Genomic DNA, 16,234 nt, shown 5'->3' on the forward strand with positions numbered 1-16,234 from the left:
CCCTCTCTAGGTAGAGGGGCATAAAAGGAATTGAGGCATCATGGCTTACAGTACTTTTAACAGAAACAAAAATGACCAGCTGAAAGAACCAATGTTCTTAGGTCAATCGGTTAACGTTGCGCGTTACGATCAGCAAAAATTTGAAATCTTTGAGAAGCTTATCGAGAAGCAGCTTTCGTTCTTCTGGCGCCCTGAAGAGGTAGACGTATCGAGTGACCGTATCGACTACAACAAGCTACCTGATCATGAAAAGCACATTTTCATCTCAAACTTGAAGTACCAAACGCTACTTGATTCTATCCAAGGTCGCAGCCCTAACGTGGCGCTACTTCCATTGGTGTCGCTACCAGAAGTAGAAACTTGGATTGAAACTTGGTCATTCTCTGAAACGATTCACTCTCGTTCATACACACACATCATCCGTAACATCGTCAACGATCCGGGTCTTGTGTTTGATGACATCGTAGAAAACGAGCACATCCTAAAGCGTGCTAAAGACATTTCTCGATACTATGATGACCTAATTCAGTTAACTAATGACTACCACCGTTACGGTGAAGGTACACATACAATCAATGGTGAAGAAGTCACGATCAAACTTCACGACCTGAAGAAAAAACTGTACGTGTGTCTAATGTCGGTTAACGCGCTAGAAGCTATTCGTTTCTACGTAAGTTTCGCGTGTTCATTTGCATTCGCAGAACGTGAACTTATGGAAGGTAACGCGAAGATCATCAAACTAATCGCACGTGATGAGGCTCTTCACCTAACAGGTACTCAGCACATGATTAACTTGCTGCGTAATGGTCAAGACGACTTCTCATTCATGCAAATCGCTGAAGAGTGCAAGCAAGAATGTTTCGATCTATTTAAAGAAGCGGCTGAACAGGAAAAAGAGTGGGCTGAATACCTATTCAAAGATGGCTCGATGATCGGCTTGAACAAAGATATCCTTTGTCAGTATGTTGAATACATCACCAACATCCGTATGCAGGCGGTAGGTTTAGGTGCTGCATACCCAGAAGCGACGTCAAACCCAATTCCATGGATTAACGCATGGCTATCCTCAGACAACGTACAAGTGGCTCCTCAGGAAGCTGAGATCTCATCTTATCTTGTGGGTCAGATAGATAGCGATGTACGTGTTGATGACTTTAAGGACTTTGAACTCTAATGCCTCGAATCAAAATCAACGGACTTACTGCTATTCAATCCAATCCAGCGAATACCATATTAGAAACGATGGAAAATGCTGGGTTTGAACCAGAATACAACTGCCGAGACGGTCATTGCGGAGCGTGTCGTTGTAAACTGGTTTCTGGTAAGGTCGAGTACGTTGGTTTTGCTATGGCATATGTACAGGGAGATGAGATATTACCTTGTATATCTAGAGCGACTACAGACGTAGAGTTGGATGAAGTCAATTATGTGCTCAAAGAAAAACGCGCATAAATATTCACTTAAAACTGAGGCCTGGTAGTTATTACTAGGCCTTTTTTGTATTAGGCTCGCATATGTACACCAGACAAAAACTCGTCTGCAGTTAGCATTGATACCGCTTTATCCGCAATTTCTCTACCATCATCATCGAACAAAGAAAGACGATATCCTAGCGAAGCCCCCTTTCCTTTTTCCTCTGGGGCAGTCAACCACATTGAGATGGCATCCAAATTATCTGAGCTAACCGCCTCACCCAAAACGACTTTTTGACTAGCAACTTTATACCACACCAATATTTTTGATTGATGGAACATGTCTGCCTCCTTGAATGATTTCTGCGACGAGCTTTTAGTTTAAGATCTAATCCTGTATTTGCACGTCGCAATTTAGAGACATTAATTCCTTCTATTAGAAATCATTAGCTTAGCAGTTAGACAATTTTGTTATAACGCCAACCTATGAAAGAACGCGAGTAATAAGAAGCATATTCATTCATTTATTACTGAATGATGCACGGATTTAACTTCCTGTTTTCACCAATGCTTAGCCAGACTGAAGTACATTTTGAGGCACATACATCTCTTTCTCGCGCTTTAGTGAGCTGTAGTTTGGAAACATCGGTTTCGATGATAAATAGCGACGCAGCATATCGCCGGCAACAGTGGTAATGAGCAATACTTGATCTGCTTTAGTGAAGGTTCGATTAAAAGTAAGAGTTTGCCCCCACTCCCCCTCTTTTGTTGCAATCGCAACAGAGAAGCTTTTGTCATTCACACGACCAGTCACGATAGCAATATCAGTGGCACATTTCTCTTTGGTAGCACCTGCCAACGCAAATGCCGCGGCTAAAGAGTCTTGCTCAGCTTGTCCGACATCGACTCGCTTACCGAGAACCCATCCATGACCACAATAATCGGCTGCATGCTCATTTGAATGCAACCAATGAGATAAACTGCCTTGAGTAGATTGCTCTGCGGTCGAGATAGACAACTTCTTCTCCAAAATCAAATGACCGACGTGGTCTTGCATAGACTCATCTACACTCACAACGTTAGGCTCAATCAACTTGAAAATGAGCTGCAATAATTTCACTCTTCTATCAATATCACCTTTTGGCCCAAACAGTTTTACTTCTATATAAGGTAAGTAAGAGCGATAGCCCAGCATATAACCATCTGGCAACTCAACTTTATCCAAAGCATCAGAAAGCGCTGATTCCGACGTCCCGAAAGTATGTAACTTACTACAGTCCATGCCCACAACTTGAGAGTGAACCTTTTTTAAATCAGGCAGGATTTGCGTTTCGCACATCAGTTTGAATTCACTCGGAACACCAGGAGTAAAGTAAAAATCGCAGTCATTAATAGATAACTTGAATCCACAAGCGGTACCTATCGGATTATCGATAAGTGTTGCGCCAGTTGGCAGCATAGCCTGCTTTCTATTACTCTCCGGCATAGAAACTCCGCGAGCAGCAAAAAACGCTTCTAACCTTTCGATCCATTCGGGGAACTCAACTAAGCCCACTTCCGCAGCTATTGCGGCAGATTCTGCACTTAAGTCATCCGTTGTGGGACCAAGCCCGCCATTCACGATCACAACATCGGTGTTAAAACTGAGCATCAATAACTCTTCGACTAGTGCGCTACTTTCATCACCCACTGTGGAGCGTTTAGTAAGGGAATAACCATTTTCAAAGAAAAGCTGCGAAAGCCAAGCGGCATTCGTATCAACTATATCCCCGTGTAAGACTTCCTCACCGGTACTCAGCATGGCAATTTTTAACATATAGGGTCCTTACTAGTAAGCTTCGCTCTTGCTTATTTAAAATTGTTGTTTTCGCTAGGTATAGAGTAAAAATCTGGCAAATCACCTGTATAAGACAAATTCTGGTTTCCATTCGCCGGACTTTATTGGATAATTGTGAGTCTGATCATTAAAAAAATCGCAGTGGAGTTTTCCGTGTTCAAAAAAAGCATTGCCGCTTTAATCTTGTCAACCTCTACCCTCGCTCACGCAAGCATGAGCAACTCTAATCAACATATTGAGTTTTCCTACACGGTTGATCAAGCTGAAAATTACACGTTGTATTCATATTCAGATCAGTCTTACTCGCAAGACCCTTTTTCCTTAAGCTTAACTGAAGGCGATCTTCAGCTCGAAGAGCCGCCGCTTCCAAAATACTTAACAGTGCAGAGTGAAAAAGATTGGGACTATCTCACAGGTCAAACTTACACAATTTTAGGTTTAAGTGTCGCTACTGTTGGCCTAATGACTCTGCTTCCAGAATCCATTACCAAATGGGATGCAGAAGACCGTAACTTAAGCGGTTTAGGTACAAAATGGAAAGATAACGTTACCGCAGGACCAGTCTGGGATCGCGATGAGCATTTCTTAAACTACATCATGCACCCATACTTCGGTGGTGTTTACTATACCGCAGCTCGTCATGCAGGCTTCAATGAGTTCGAGTCTTTTCTTTACTCTGCAACTATGTCTACATTCTTCTGGGAATACGGCGTCGAAGCGTTCGCTGAAGTGCCTTCATGGCAGGACCTATTTATCACACCTTTCTTTGGTGCTGTTGTCGGTGAGCTGATGTTTGAAGCGGAGCAAGACATCGTCGCTTCCGGTGGCGAAGTTTGGGGCTCTGAAACTATGGGCGGTGTTACTCTCTTTTTCCTGAACCCTGTGGGCCATATCCATGGTTGGGTAAGCGACGCATGGGGTGGAAGCGCAGAATTCCAATACAGTAGTACTCCATGGTTTGGAAATAATGATGCCGCACAATTTGCAATGGATGCTGGCGCAAGCTACGACAAAGCATTCTATGGCGTAGAAATGAAAATCAGTTTCTAAGCCAAACCAATAAAAAAGCGACGTATCACGTCGCTTTTTTTGTGCTCAACCTAAAATAACCGCAACCTGAACAAGCAATTAGCGTAAAAACTTGACGCATATCAAACCTATTACCCTCTCTCTATCTACACTCAAATTAGACCCTTCCTTCCAATCTCTTAGGAGGCCCACTGTGAATACAACATTCATCGCCAACTTCGTTGGTAAAGCTACACCCGCGACGATCAAGCAGTTAGCCGCTGTAACACATGAAAACGGTGGGAAATGGCTGATCAGTAAGGTTAACTTTATTGAAGACCAAGTCGCAGCTGTGATTAAAATTGAAGTGCCTGAAGAAAACGCTCTTGCCGTTCAAGAAGCCTTCAAAGCTCATCAAGATCTTGTTGTACAAGTCGTTGATTCTGATTCGCTCGCTCACAACGCTGACACCATTTATCAACTCCGGCTCGATTCTAACGACCGTGCCGGTATCGTAAATGAAATCACTCATGTGCTAGATGGCCAGGGCGTGAATATTCTTGATATGGATTGCCAACGAGTATTCATTGCTGGTGGAGGTGGTGTGAGCTCCAGCTTATTTACCGCAAACATGGCAATTCGCTTGCCTCAAGAAATCAGTATTGATGACATCGCTAACGAGCTGGAATCGTTGAGTGAGGATACTAGAGTAATGGTAGAAGCGTAAATGTAGATCAGTTCTTACGATGAGTACATCGTAAGAACTGACTTCAAAGCAAGCTATAGGTTAAACTTATAGCTTCCTTTAAGCATAAATGAATTGTCAGTGATTTCGTAATCATACTCTGTACGAGAGAACTGCAAACCCACCGCCAACTGATTAAAATCTAAGTCTGCACCAGCGCCAAATGATACGCCCTTAATGTAATCGTCACTAGCGCCGTCTAAGAACAACACTTTGTATCCAAGTAAACCATATAGGTCAACATTAAGAGCATCACCAGCATCAATCCTCACGCCAAGCGGCACATTACCAGCGATTGAATACTGTTCTGTTGCGCCCTGCTCTTTTTCAAAATCACTACTTCCGTATCCAGCAATAACGAGTTCACCACCTAAAATAAAGCGCTCATTATAGATATTTTTTGCACCAACATGGGCACCAAAGGCAGCGCCACTATTACCTTCAAGGCTATAAGAAGCTAAATTACCACCAACGTAGAAATCTTGAGTTAAATACTCTTTTTTCTCTTCTGCTTGTGCAGAAAACGCAACAGAAGCGGACAATGCCAATAAGAGTGCTTTATGCATTTTAGTTTCCTAGATAATAAATAATTCATCGCATTATAAAGAAAGGATTTCTATATACAACGAGCATATCCCCAACTGTGATTAGTTCGATTAATCCATTGATTTTCGATATTTTATAAGCAATATCTCTGATAGAATCCGTAGAAAATATATGTATTAATCTTTCAGGAAATTACACTCTCATGAATGAGACAACGTATAAAAAAAGCACCCTTTCTCTTGCATTGCTTGCGATTCTTATAGGTGGCTGTAAAGGTGGTAGTGGCGGCAGTTTGGGTGGCGATAACGGTGGAGACAGCGGCACTGCACCGACCCCTGGGCCAAACCCTAACCCTGATCCAACCCCAGTTTCTAGCAAAATAAATATCCCAGCCGCAATTACCTTTGCAGAACCAATTAATGGTAGTGAAACTCAATATATAGAAGTCACTCTCTCTGAAGCTCTCGAAAGTAATCTTACACTTTACATTACGACTTCAGATATTAATGCAAGAAGTTCAGATCCATTTAGAAATTACACTTCAAAAGTTTCTGAACCGTTTACTATTATCGCGGGACAGAAGACTGCTCTACTTCCGTTGATCATTAGCAATAACAATTATTACGAGAATGACGTTTCTCTAAGCTACTCTATTTCAGCAGCTTCAAGTGAAGCTTATTCAATTGAAAACGGACGAGCTACTGTTTCATTATCCGATACTGACGGTCAACCAACAGTAAGCTTCGAAAAAGCCAACCGCACTCTTCTCGAAGGAGAGCAAGATACGTTCATCGTTGAGCTTAGCCACTACTCACATACGGATGCCTCTATTGTATTAGAGCAAAGTGGTACCGTTCACTCGGGAGATTTTATAAGCGATCTCAACAGCGACAGTACTCTGACTATCAGTTCTGGAACGGTTTCTACAAGCTTTAACGTAACGGCACAGAATGATGGTTTGAGCGAAGGTGCAGAAGCTCTTGTTTACACATTAACTCAACCAACAGACACTTCCATTTCTCCTAACAACAGCACGCTGAGTATCTATATACCTGGTGATAAGCGCTTTAACGACACAGGCTATATCACCAAGTTTAATGGAACTGTATTTGATGAAACGGGTTCAACACCAGATTACCCTAACCAAGATGCGAATTATGGTTTAGATATTGCCACACCCGTCAACCACAACGATGGTCAATACGGTTTCAGTTATAGCAAATTCGATGGTGATGGAAACAGCCTGCCTATAGATGCCACTGATTACACTTGTATTCGCGATAACGCTACCGGGTTATACATTGAGAAAAAGCCAAGTTTATCTGACATTGCTGTAACTCTGCCTTCGCAAGCAACGCTAGATGATGAATTGGATAAACAAAGAGATGATCCAGATAACTATGTATATCCATATAGCACCGAGTCCGCTGCTTGGCAGCACACATCATATAAATATACGTGGTATGAACCTGACGACGAATCCAACGGTGGCTATCAAGGTGCCAAAGAAGATGATATGCGCAAAGAAGTCCCAGTAGACATATTTTGTGCTGTTTCTGAAAACTCAGGTTCAGACAGACGCTGTGATTCCAATGGATACCTTAGCCAAATGAATCAATTTGCCGTGTGCGGTATTACTGACTGGCGACTACCATCACCATCAGAAGCTCGTTCGTTTGTTAACTACAACGTCAACAATGACGAATTAGCCGACAACTATTTCCTTACGTTCATCGAAGGACAGACCATATTGACCAATGCGACACGCCCAGATAAGCAAGGCTCTGCTTGGTGTGTGAACACTGAAACTGGCCAAGCAAAGCTATGTCTGAAAAATAAACACTATCCAATTGTTGCCGTAAGTGGAGGAAATCAGTAATGAAAACCATTTATATTGCAATCGTCGCTGCGCTGTTTAGCTCTGTCTCTAGTGCACAAAACTGCAACATCAATCAACCAGATGCTCAGTATGAAGGACAATTAGTCGATCTTGAAAACGGCACTATTTTGGACGTTAAAACTAATTTACTTTGGTCAAAATGTACACTTGGTCAGACATATGATGAGGCGAGTAATAGTTGTTCAAATGACGGGGCAACTCACTTTGCTACCTGGCAAGAAGCGCTTCAAGCAACTGAAGTTTCAGCGAACACTACCATTGGCGTCGTAACCGGTTTTCGTTTGCCAAACATCAAAGAACTTGGCTCAATTGTCAATTACCAGTGTATCGAACCAGCCATTGATCATAACTTTTTCCCAGCAACAGAAAGCGAGCCTTACTGGACCAACACACCTGATGCCCCTCGTGATACAGATGCGGGCACTGTTCAGATAAACACAAACCTGAACGGGCTCGTTATTAACTTTGAAAACGGTGAAGAGTTTATCAACAGTGGTACGGATAGGATCCTTATTCGTTTAGTAAAAGACTACCAATAGTCAGAAATAAAAAAGAGCAGCTAAGAAGCTGCTCTTTTTATCTAAATCAAAACCAAACGGCTACTTTACAGCCCACTGAGAGAGTGAACGTTTAAAGTCTGAATAATCGAATTCGTTTAGCTTTTGAACGTCACCATTCGTTCGCTCACAATACACCGATGGCATTCTTAGTCCGTTAAACCAGTTTAGTTTCACCATGGTGTAGCCAGCACTATCAAGAATGTGTAATCGCTGACCAATTTCTAATGGCTTGTCGAAGCGTGCTTCGCAGAACTGGTCACCCGCAAGGCAAGAACAAGAGCCAATTACGTACTCGTGTTCCCCAGTTTCTGAAGCTTCAAGAATAGAAGCTGGCTCATCATAGATAAGCGTATCAAGTCGGTGCGCTTCTGTTGCTGAATCAACAATCGCTGTTTTCTTAACGTTCTCAACAATATCCACCACAGTCACTACAAGATCGGTTGTCTTAGTGATGATCGCTTCACCCGGCTCCAAATACATTTGAACGCCATGTCTCTCAGAAAATGCTTTTAGCGCCAACCCAAGTTTTTCAATGTCGTAACCCGGCCATGTAAAGAACACACCACCGCCCATACTCACCCAATCTAGCTTATCGAGATACTCACCAAACTGCTCTGAGATTGAATCTAGCAAGCTGATAAACGCATCCACATCTTTGTTTTCACAGTTCATGTGGAACATCACGCCATCAATATCTTCAAATACTTCTGGTTTGATATGGTCCGCTTGAACGCCTAAACGTGAAAACTGACGCGCTGGGTTTGCTAAGTCTTGCCCCGCGTAGCTCACGCCAGGGTTAAGGCGCAGACCAATTGATGCCTTACCTTCTATAATGTGTCGGTAAGCATCTAGCTGAGACTGCGAGTTGAAGATCATCTTGTCACAGATCTCTGCCACTTCACGAACATCATCTTCACTGTAGCCCACACTGTATGCGTGAGTTTCACCACCGAATGTTTCATAACCCAGCTTTACTTCAAAAGGGCCTGAACTTGTCGTACCGTCTAAATAAGGCTTAATGATGTCAAACACACCCCAAGTCGAGAAACACTTCAGCGCAAGCACCAGCTTAACGCCAGAGATCTCTTTTAACTGTTTTGCTTTCTCTAGGTTCTCAATCAACTTATCTTCGTTGATCATAAAGTATGGGGTTTTAAGTTCTTCTTTCTTAAATGTCATTTTCTATACGCACTCAAGCAGCATCTAAAGATGGAAAAGGAAAATTAAAAGGTTGGTGTGATTTAGTTTGATTTTGTCCTGTCCGAACGAAGTGAGTTACAAAATCAAACTAAATGATACCAGCACCTTAAGGTCGCAATCGCTAAAAAGGGAACAGTCCGTGTCCCCTTTAATAAGTAATCAGACCAAATGGTCAGTTCTTATTTATCTAATTCATGGATCAATGGTAGACCTTGACCTGCTTCAAGCTCTTGCACATGCCAATCTAGACCGATACCCGGCATCGTTTCTAGGAATGGGTCTGGGTTTAGCTGCTCCATGTTGAACACGCCTTTATCTGCCCACTCGCCACGGAAGAACTGAAGCGCAGCCGTGATCGCTGGTACACCAGTTGTGTAAGAGATCGCTTGGTGCTCAACATCTTCGTACGCTACTTCGTGGTCAGCGTTATTGTAGATGAAGACGCTACGCTCTTTACCATCTTTCTTACCTTGAACCCAAGTACCGATACACGTTAGGCCTGTGTAACCTGGTGCTAGTGACGTTGGATCTGGTAAAAGCGCTTTTAGTACGTGTAGTGGCTGAACCACAGTACCGTCATGTAGTGTCAGTGGATCTGGGCTAAGCAAACCGATGTCACGCATACAGTTGAAGTAGTTTAAGTACTTGTCACCAAAGCCCATCCAGAACTCGATACGTTTAGCAGGAATGAACTCTTTCATTGAGCGAACTTCGTCGTGCGCCATAGAGTAAACTTTGTGCGTACCACAGTTCGGGAAATCAAACTCAAGCATACGAGAGTGACAAGGAACCTGTTTCCACTCTTCATTTTCCCAGTAGAAAGAGTCGCCTTGGATCTCAAGCATGTTTGTCTCAGGATCAAAGTTAGTCGCGAACTTCTTGCCGTGGTCACCTGCGTTAACATCCATTACGTCGATGGTATCAATCTCATCGAACAAGTGTTTAACTGCGTAAGCTGCAAATACCGATACCACACCTGGATCGAAGCCAGCACCAAGAATACCTGTGATACCCGCTTCAGCAAACTTCTCGCGGTAGCCCCATTGCCAATCATAAGCTTGTGGTACTTGCTGACCTTCAGAACATAGGTCAACCGCTACTGATGTGTCTAGGTATGACACTTTCGCTTGGTAACATGCTTCCATAATCGTCATGTTGACCCACGGAGGACCTGCGTTGATCACTAGATCTGGCTGAACTTCTTTAATAAGCGCAACAAGTGCATCAACATCGTCAGCGTTCACTGCACGAGCTTCTAGTTTCTTAGATGCATCTTTCAGATTATTTTTCTTCTGAATAGATTCGATGATCTTTTCACATTTGCTCACTGTGCGAGATGCGATTGTAATATCACCTAGTACGTCGTTATTTTGTGCCGCTTTATGTGCTACAACCCAGCCAACGCCGCCTGCACCAATCTGTAGAATTGCCATTGTTTTCGTTACCTCTATTTCGCTAGCTCAGCCGCTAGAGTATGGATTTTTGTTAGTAAAGATTCGAAGTCCGCAATCTTTAAACATGGGTTCAAAATCGTAAATTTCAGTGCGGACTTTCCGCCCACGACTGTTTCTCCAAAAACAGCAACACCGCGAGTGAGCGCTTCTAGTCTTAGAGCTTTATTCAGTTCATCTAAATCCGTGACGTTATTCCCTAACTGATCAGGGAGTACTGCGCGGAACAGCACTGTAGAAAGTGATGGTTGCGCGAGAAGCTCAAAACCTTCATGGTCTTGCACTAGGGATGCGACCTGCTGTGTTTGATCAAGCAAATGATCGTACATTTCGCCTAATGTATTTGGTCCAACACTTTGCATCGTCATAAAGACTTTCAGAGCATCGAATCGTTTAGTCGTTGCGATTGATTTATCAACCAAGTTAGGCAGTTCATCATGTTCACGATTTAGGTAATCGGCATGATGCAGCAGATACTTAAAGTTGGCTTTGTCTTTTAGCAGTACTGCGCCACAGCTGATCGTTTGATAGAACAGCTTATGGAAATCAACACTGACAGAATCCGCACGCTCAATACCTTTTAAACGATCTTTATGACTACTTAGAATTAGCGCGCCACCGTAGGCACTGTCTACGTGGAACCAAAGTTCGTTGTTAGCCGCTAGATCAGCAATCGCCGCTAAATCGTCAATCGCGCCGTGGTCAGTCGTACCAGCAGTACCGACGACCGCAAATGGGATTAAACCTTCTGACTTTAGCGTGTTGATTTCAGCGTTAAGTGCATCAACTTTAATCGTACCGTTATCATTAACATCAACACAGCATACGGCATTTTCGCCCAATCCTAACAAAGATGCTGACTTTTGCACAGTGAAGTGGGATTTTTTAGAGCATAGGATCCGGAGTTTATTAGCGTATTCAGGTAAGCCCAGTTTTTGAATCGAATGATTGTCGTATTTATCCGCAATCCAATCGCGTGCTAACAGTAAGCCCATCAAGTTACTTTGAGTGCCACCACTGGTAAAAATACCATCAGCATCAGCACCAAGCTCGTACTTGTCACACATCCAATCAATCACCTTCTGCTCAACATAAGTGGCAGCAGAGGCTTGATCCCAAGAATCCATTGATTGGTTAAGCGCAGCAATCATCGCTTCAGCGACAACTGAAGGCATCAATGGCGGCGTATGCAAATGCGCAATACAGTCAGGGTGCTGAACAATGATGGAGTTCTTCGCGACAAGCTCTGCAGTATCGCCAATCACATCCACTAGCGAGGCGTTTTTGTTGTCTAGGTCAACAGCATTGATGGCTTGTTCGAGTAGCTTAGGCTCTAAGCCAGAATATGGTGCATCAACTTGCTCAAATACTGACTTCATCGCCGCAGTCGTGTGATTCATTACTTTCGCGAACTCATCACTGCCCGCCTCTCCAGCGTGAAGAAAGTGCTTTTTCCAAGATTCATTCGACTCTTCTTTGCTTACTCGCTGGCCACCTGCAGCAAGTATCGCTTCTTCAAGCACGCGCAAAGCAAAATCAATCTGTTCGAATGAGATAATCAGCGGCGGCAGGAATCGAATCACGGAGCCGTCACGACCACCTTTCTCTACCATCAAACCACGCTCTAACGCAGCGCGCTGAATTTTAAGCGTTAGCTCACCATCCGCGAGTGGCTCTCCGAACTTATTCAGTTCCGTGCCTGGTTTGCGGATCTCAACGCCTAGCATCAAGCCTTTGCCACGTACATCTGCAATGCAGTTAACGCGCTTTTGAATCGCTTCTAAGCCATGACGTAAATACTGACCTGCAACATTCGCATGACCCACCAAGTCGTCACGCTCAATGATCTCTAACGCTTTCGCACCTGAAATCATTGCTAGTTGGTTTCCGCGGAAGGTACCTGTGTGTTCGCCTGGCTTCCACGTGTCGTGCTCTCTATTGATAACCAATAGAGACATCGGCAAGCCACCACCAATCGCTTTCGATAGACACAAGATATCAGGAACGATACCCGCCTCTTCAAACGCAAAGTTGTAGCCTGATTTACCAACGCCACACTGGATTTCATCAAATATAAGAAGAATGCCGTGTTCATCGCAGATTCGACGTAGCTCTCGCAACCAGAACGCTGGCGCTGGTACGACACCGCCCTCACCTTGCACTGGCTCAACGATCATCGCGGCAGGTTTCATGATGCCAGCTTCGTCATCATTAAGGAGGCGCTCAATATAGCGAATGCCCGCTTTAGCGCCTTCATCGCCACCCAAGCCAAAAGGACAACGTAAATCGTAAGGGAATGGCATAAAGTGAACATCAGACATCAGTCCGGTACGGCGCGCTTTGGTGCCCAAGTTGCCCATCATGCCCATGGTACCGTTGGTCATACCATGATACGCACCGCGGAAGGCAAACATGGTATTACGACCTGTCGTTTGCTTCGCTAGCTTAATTGCCGCTTCAACGGCATCGGCACCTGAAGGTCCACAGAACTGAATAACACTATTATCAGCCAATTCTTGCGGTAAAAAGTTCTTCACCGACTTAATAAAATGTGTCTTTGCTTCTGTCGGTATATCAAGCGTTTGGTAAGGCAGACCGGAATCTAGTTGCTCTTTAAGTGCTTGATTGATTTCTGGATGGTTATAGCCAAGCGCAAGTGTCCCTGCCCCGGCTAAACAATCTAAGAAGAGTTGTCCGCGTGTATCTTCCACCAAAGCGCCATAAGCTTGTTTAATTGCAATAGGTAAGCGACGTGGATAAGAACGAACTTCAGATTCATGCTGCTCTTGATCAAGCAGAACTTGATCAGGTGTTAGGTCGTGCAGACCTTCCAGCACCGGAATCTGGGTAGAAAATGGAGTTGCGATCTCAGCGTTCATTGCTGAGTTTTCGACTTCAAAGGCTGTGCTCATGATTTAATCCCTTGAAATGTAATAGTCCCCCTCTCATTTGCTTTTGACAAACTCGAGGTATAGCAAGCCATTCCGCGTAACTGGTAAATAACGCGTACAGCAAATCGCTCCATCATTGAGATGGATTACATGTAAGGAATTAGATCAAGGTTCAGTAATGCAACTGTCTTGTAAAACAGGGCATTGAGGAAGAACTAAGCTGATTAATGTATGTTTGTTAAGTGAGTTCAATGTTGGGTTTCCCATTCACATGCCACTATAGCGACATTAGTATCCCGTCTATCGACAAAAGAAATTGCCGATACCTACCCTACGCGATGCTCACTCAGCCCGAATGTGCACCTCGCGTATCCCCCAGAATGTCTCTTATTCGACTCACCTCCGAGATTGCGCGCGAAAATATCACAAAATAAAATCTTCTGGCAACAATTTTTCACTTTTGATTGTTAAATTATTTACTCATCTATCAAAAAAGAAGCCAGCACTCTTGCTGGCTTCTTTGCGACAAACATACCGACGTTAAGCTGCGTCAGTTTTTAGTAACTGCGTGAGCATTTCTAGTTCATCGGTGATCGTATTGTTATCAATCAGCCCTGCATCTGCAAAACTATCGTAGCTTCCCTCTAAGATAATCGTCTGCTCTCGTCCATCATCAGTCACAGTGAGTACGACATCATCTTCACTTAGCGTAACTTCAATTTGATCAACTAGGTCCGCAACTTCAACATTGTCGTCATCTTCGAGGATCTCACGTAGATCAATTAAGTCTGCGCCCAATTCAAAGTTATCAACTACGTCTGTCCCGTTATCAAGCGTTTCATCTAACCATTTAAATACGTTGCCATTCTCATCACCAAGCATCATTTGATTACCTAGTTGAGCGGTTAGTTCATCCCCTAACTCTGCAGAAAGGACGGTATATTCTGGTGACTCAGATACATCGATTGTGACTGTCGCCTCATTACTCACAGCTAAATCAGAATCTACTGCAACGTAATCGAATGTCACATCTTCAGTAATATCTTGGGTACCAGAGAGGTATCTAAACTCCCAGTTACCACCAGTAGAACTCAATTCCATTTGAGTAATTGGGTTATCTGGTGACGAGTAGCTAAATTCATAGAGAATTTGGTCATTACCTACATCACCTTCATCTTTTTGATATTGCTCTACATGCGTAGTTCCATCTGCAAAGGTATAAGTGACCTCAACATAAACGTTACTATTAGTGTTAAATGCCCCACCCATACCATCAAGACCAAACGTAACCACATCTAATGTGTTATCACTCAAATCGATGACTAGCGTCTCTTGAGCATTTAGGCCATTGCCGTCTGTATCACCGATACCCCATCCAACATGGTCAGGCCCACCAGTGTACTGTTTGAGAGGTTTGTCATTGTTATCGGTAATACTAATGCCAATAGTATTACCATTGTCGAGTGTAATAAGCCTTTCTGTATCGCTGACATACTCTCCCCAATTATAAAAACCGTCTTCGTCGAGAACGATGTCGTCTGGGTCACCACTAAAGCCGATTTCAAACGGGTCTCCAGTACCAGGCACATAACTAATGTTGTCCGGGTCAAACAACTTATTTGGATCAATGTCATTACCCAGAACATGCAAATCTGCTTCAGTAAGGACTCTTGTTTCTCCAAAGTCATCGGTATAGAGCAAAGTGCCATATTCAGGCAGCGCTGTGATCATGACATTGAGTTGAACATCGTTAAAATCGTCATCCTCGTCAGAGATATGGTCAAACTCTGCGACATCAGAATCGAAAACGATCGGAACAACGATGGCATCACCAGCATCCACATCGAAGTCTTCCGCTACTGGCAATTCATTCACATTTAATTCAGTTAACACCACATCGATATCGGTAGATTTTTGGATTCCAAACCCATCTACTTCTGTTGCGGTAACGATCAATGTATGGACATTTGCCAACGCCTCGAAGTTATTAGTAAAGGCTAAGACACCCGCTGAAGTTAAAGTTATAGATCCGCTATTAGAATCAATCGCAAATAACGGCTCATCACTATCGTTGGTTATGTTTCCGGTAATGCTATAGGTAACGTCTTCGCCATCAGCATCAGTTGCCAACACCGTACCGATAACATACTCATCGTTATTGTTCTCTAAGTAAGAGAATGAATACTGGTCACCATCATTCGCATCGAATACTGGCGCATTATCATCTACATTGAGCTCTTCAAGCGTTACTGCAACGTCTGTAGATTTTACTGGTCCAAGGCCATCAACTTCTGTAGCAGTCACAACAAGGCTATGTATATTGCTGGCAAGTTCAAAGTCATTAGTAAATGCAATCACCCCTGCGACTGTTAAACTAATTTGACCGCTACTTGGATCAATTTCAAACAGTGGTTCGTCTGCATCATTGACCACGTTTTCTTTAATGCTGTAAACAATCTCCTCACCATCTCCATCTGTAGCTGAGACGGTACCTATTACATATTCATCGCTAGAGTTTTCATCATAGCTAAAGTAGTACTCACCTTCTTGGTTGGTATCGTTGAAGATAGGGTCGTTGTCATCGAGGTTCAGCTCACTGAGCTCAACATTGATTTCCGTGGTTTTGACTTCGCCAAGCCCCTCTTCTTCCGTTGCCATCACCGTGATGTTGTGAACATTGGCAG

General features: G+C 43.5%; 13 protein-coding genes. 6 read left to right on the forward strand and 7 right to left on the reverse strand.

The features are described 5' to 3' along the window. Positions 1 to 40: 40 nt before the first annotated feature. Positions 41 to 1,174 (forward strand): class Ia ribonucleoside-diphosphate reductase subunit beta, encoded by a 1,134-nt coding sequence (nrdB, locus tag AC4MRV_RS12040; protein WP_491187578.1) that lies wholly within the window; start codon positions 41 to 43, stop codon positions 1,172 to 1,174. Then, a complete protein-coding gene (gene yfaE / locus AC4MRV_RS12045; protein WP_491187579.1) occupies positions 1,174 to 1,452 on the forward strand; it encodes a class I ribonucleotide reductase maintenance protein YfaE in 279 nt (92 codons plus the stop codon). The genes nrdB and yfaE overlap by 1 nt, the downstream gene beginning before the upstream one ends. Positions 1,453 to 1,502: 50 nt before the next feature. On the opposite strand, the gene AC4MRV_RS12050 is transcribed toward yfaE, so the two are convergent. Together AC4MRV_RS12050 and AC4MRV_RS12055 are read right to left on the reverse strand one after the other, a co-directional pair. Beyond that, a complete protein-coding gene (locus AC4MRV_RS12050; RefSeq protein ID WP_491187580.1) occupies positions 1,503 to 1,754 on the reverse strand; it encodes a hypothetical protein in 252 nt (83 codons plus the stop codon). 229 nt (positions 1,755 to 1,983) lie between these two features. After that, positions 1,984 to 3,228, reverse strand: coding sequence for a CinA family nicotinamide mononucleotide deamidase-related protein (locus AC4MRV_RS12055; protein WP_491187581.1), 1,245 nt, complete (start codon positions 3,226 to 3,228; stop codon positions 1,984 to 1,986). Between the two features lie 174 nt (positions 3,229 to 3,402). Between AC4MRV_RS12055 and AC4MRV_RS12060 the strand changes: the two genes are divergently transcribed. Both AC4MRV_RS12060 and AC4MRV_RS12065 read left to right on the forward strand, forming a co-directional pair. Beyond that, the gene (locus AC4MRV_RS12060; protein ID WP_491187582.1) at positions 3,403 to 4,299 is read left to right on the forward strand and encodes a DUF3943 domain-containing protein; all 897 of its coding nucleotides are present in this window, start codon (positions 3,403 to 3,405) and stop codon (positions 4,297 to 4,299) included. A 172-nt stretch (positions 4,300 to 4,471) separates the two neighbouring features. Then, positions 4,472 to 4,984, forward strand: coding sequence for a glycine cleavage system transcriptional repressor (locus tag AC4MRV_RS12065; protein ID WP_491187583.1), 513 nt, complete (start codon positions 4,472 to 4,474; stop codon positions 4,982 to 4,984). A 53-nt stretch (positions 4,985 to 5,037) separates the two neighbouring features. On the opposite strand, the gene AC4MRV_RS12070 is transcribed toward AC4MRV_RS12065, so the two are convergent. After that, entirely contained in the window at positions 5,038 to 5,568 is a 531-nt protein-coding gene (locus AC4MRV_RS12070) for a hypothetical protein (RefSeq protein ID WP_491187584.1), read from the reverse strand. Between the two features lie 182 nt (positions 5,569 to 5,750). On the opposite strand from AC4MRV_RS12070, the gene AC4MRV_RS12075 reads away from it, so the two are divergent. After that, a complete protein-coding gene (locus AC4MRV_RS12075) occupies positions 5,751 to 7,427 on the forward strand; it encodes an Lcl domain-containing protein (RefSeq protein ID WP_491187585.1) in 1,677 nt (558 codons plus the stop codon). Further along, complete coding sequence (locus AC4MRV_RS12080; RefSeq protein ID WP_491187586.1) at positions 7,427 to 7,987, forward strand: Lcl C-terminal domain-containing protein; 561 nt, start codon at positions 7,427 to 7,429, stop codon at positions 7,985 to 7,987. The genes AC4MRV_RS12075 and AC4MRV_RS12080 overlap by 1 nt, the downstream gene beginning before the upstream one ends. Before the next feature lie 60 nt (positions 7,988 to 8,047). Here the strand turns inward: AC4MRV_RS12080 and nspC are convergent, their stop codons facing one another. From nspC to AC4MRV_RS12100, 4 genes are all read right to left on the reverse strand, one after another. Further along, entirely contained in the window at positions 8,048 to 9,187 is a 1,140-nt protein-coding gene (gene nspC / locus AC4MRV_RS12085; protein ID WP_491187587.1) for a carboxynorspermidine decarboxylase, read from the reverse strand. A 200-nt stretch (positions 9,188 to 9,387) separates the two neighbouring features. Beyond that, on the reverse strand, positions 9,388 to 10,641 hold the full coding sequence (locus AC4MRV_RS12090; RefSeq protein ID WP_491187588.1) for a carboxynorspermidine synthase: 1,254 nt from the start codon (positions 10,639 to 10,641) through the stop codon (positions 9,388 to 9,390). Between the two features lie 14 nt (positions 10,642 to 10,655). Continuing rightward, positions 10,656 to 13,571 (reverse strand): pyridoxal phosphate-dependent class III aminotransferase, encoded by a 2,916-nt coding sequence (locus AC4MRV_RS12095; RefSeq protein WP_491187589.1) that lies wholly within the window; start codon positions 13,569 to 13,571, stop codon positions 10,656 to 10,658. Between the two features lie 519 nt (positions 13,572 to 14,090). After that, the coding region (locus tag AC4MRV_RS12100) for a cadherin repeat domain-containing protein (RefSeq protein WP_491187590.1) at positions 14,091 to 16,234 on the reverse strand (2,144 nt) is incomplete at its 5' end.

This window comes from Vibrio sp., from assembly GCF_984391705.1.

Excerpts from the sequence above, each read along its gene's own strand:
- nrdB (WP_491187578.1), top strand. The coding sequence starts at position 41 with ATGGCTTACAGTACTTTTAACAGAAACAAAAATGACCAGCTGAAAGAA.
- yfaE (WP_491187579.1), top strand. The coding sequence starts at position 1,174 with ATGCCTCGAATCAAAATCAACGGACTTACTGCTATTCAATCCAATCCA.
- AC4MRV_RS12050 (WP_491187580.1), bottom strand. The coding sequence starts at position 1,754 with ATGTTCCATCAATCAAAAATATTGGTGTGGTATAAAGTTGCTAGTCAA.
- AC4MRV_RS12055 (WP_491187581.1), bottom strand. The coding sequence starts at position 3,228 with ATGTTAAAAATTGCCATGCTGAGTACCGGTGAGGAAGTCTTACACGGG.
- AC4MRV_RS12070 (WP_491187584.1), bottom strand. The coding sequence starts at position 5,568 with ATGCATAAAGCACTCTTATTGGCATTGTCCGCTTCTGTTGCGTTTTCT.
- AC4MRV_RS12075 (WP_491187585.1), top strand. The coding sequence starts at position 5,751 with ATGAATGAGACAACGTATAAAAAAAGCACCCTTTCTCTTGCATTGCTT.
- AC4MRV_RS12080 (WP_491187586.1), top strand. The coding sequence starts at position 7,427 with ATGAAAACCATTTATATTGCAATCGTCGCTGCGCTGTTTAGCTCTGTC.
- nspC (WP_491187587.1), bottom strand. The coding sequence starts at position 9,187 with ATGACATTTAAGAAAGAAGAACTTAAAACCCCATACTTTATGATCAAC.
- AC4MRV_RS12090 (WP_491187588.1), bottom strand. The coding sequence starts at position 10,641 with ATGGCAATTCTACAGATTGGTGCAGGCGGCGTTGGCTGGGTTGTAGCA.
- AC4MRV_RS12095 (WP_491187589.1), bottom strand. The coding sequence starts at position 13,571 with ATGAGCACAGCCTTTGAAGTCGAAAACTCAGCAATGAACGCTGAGATC.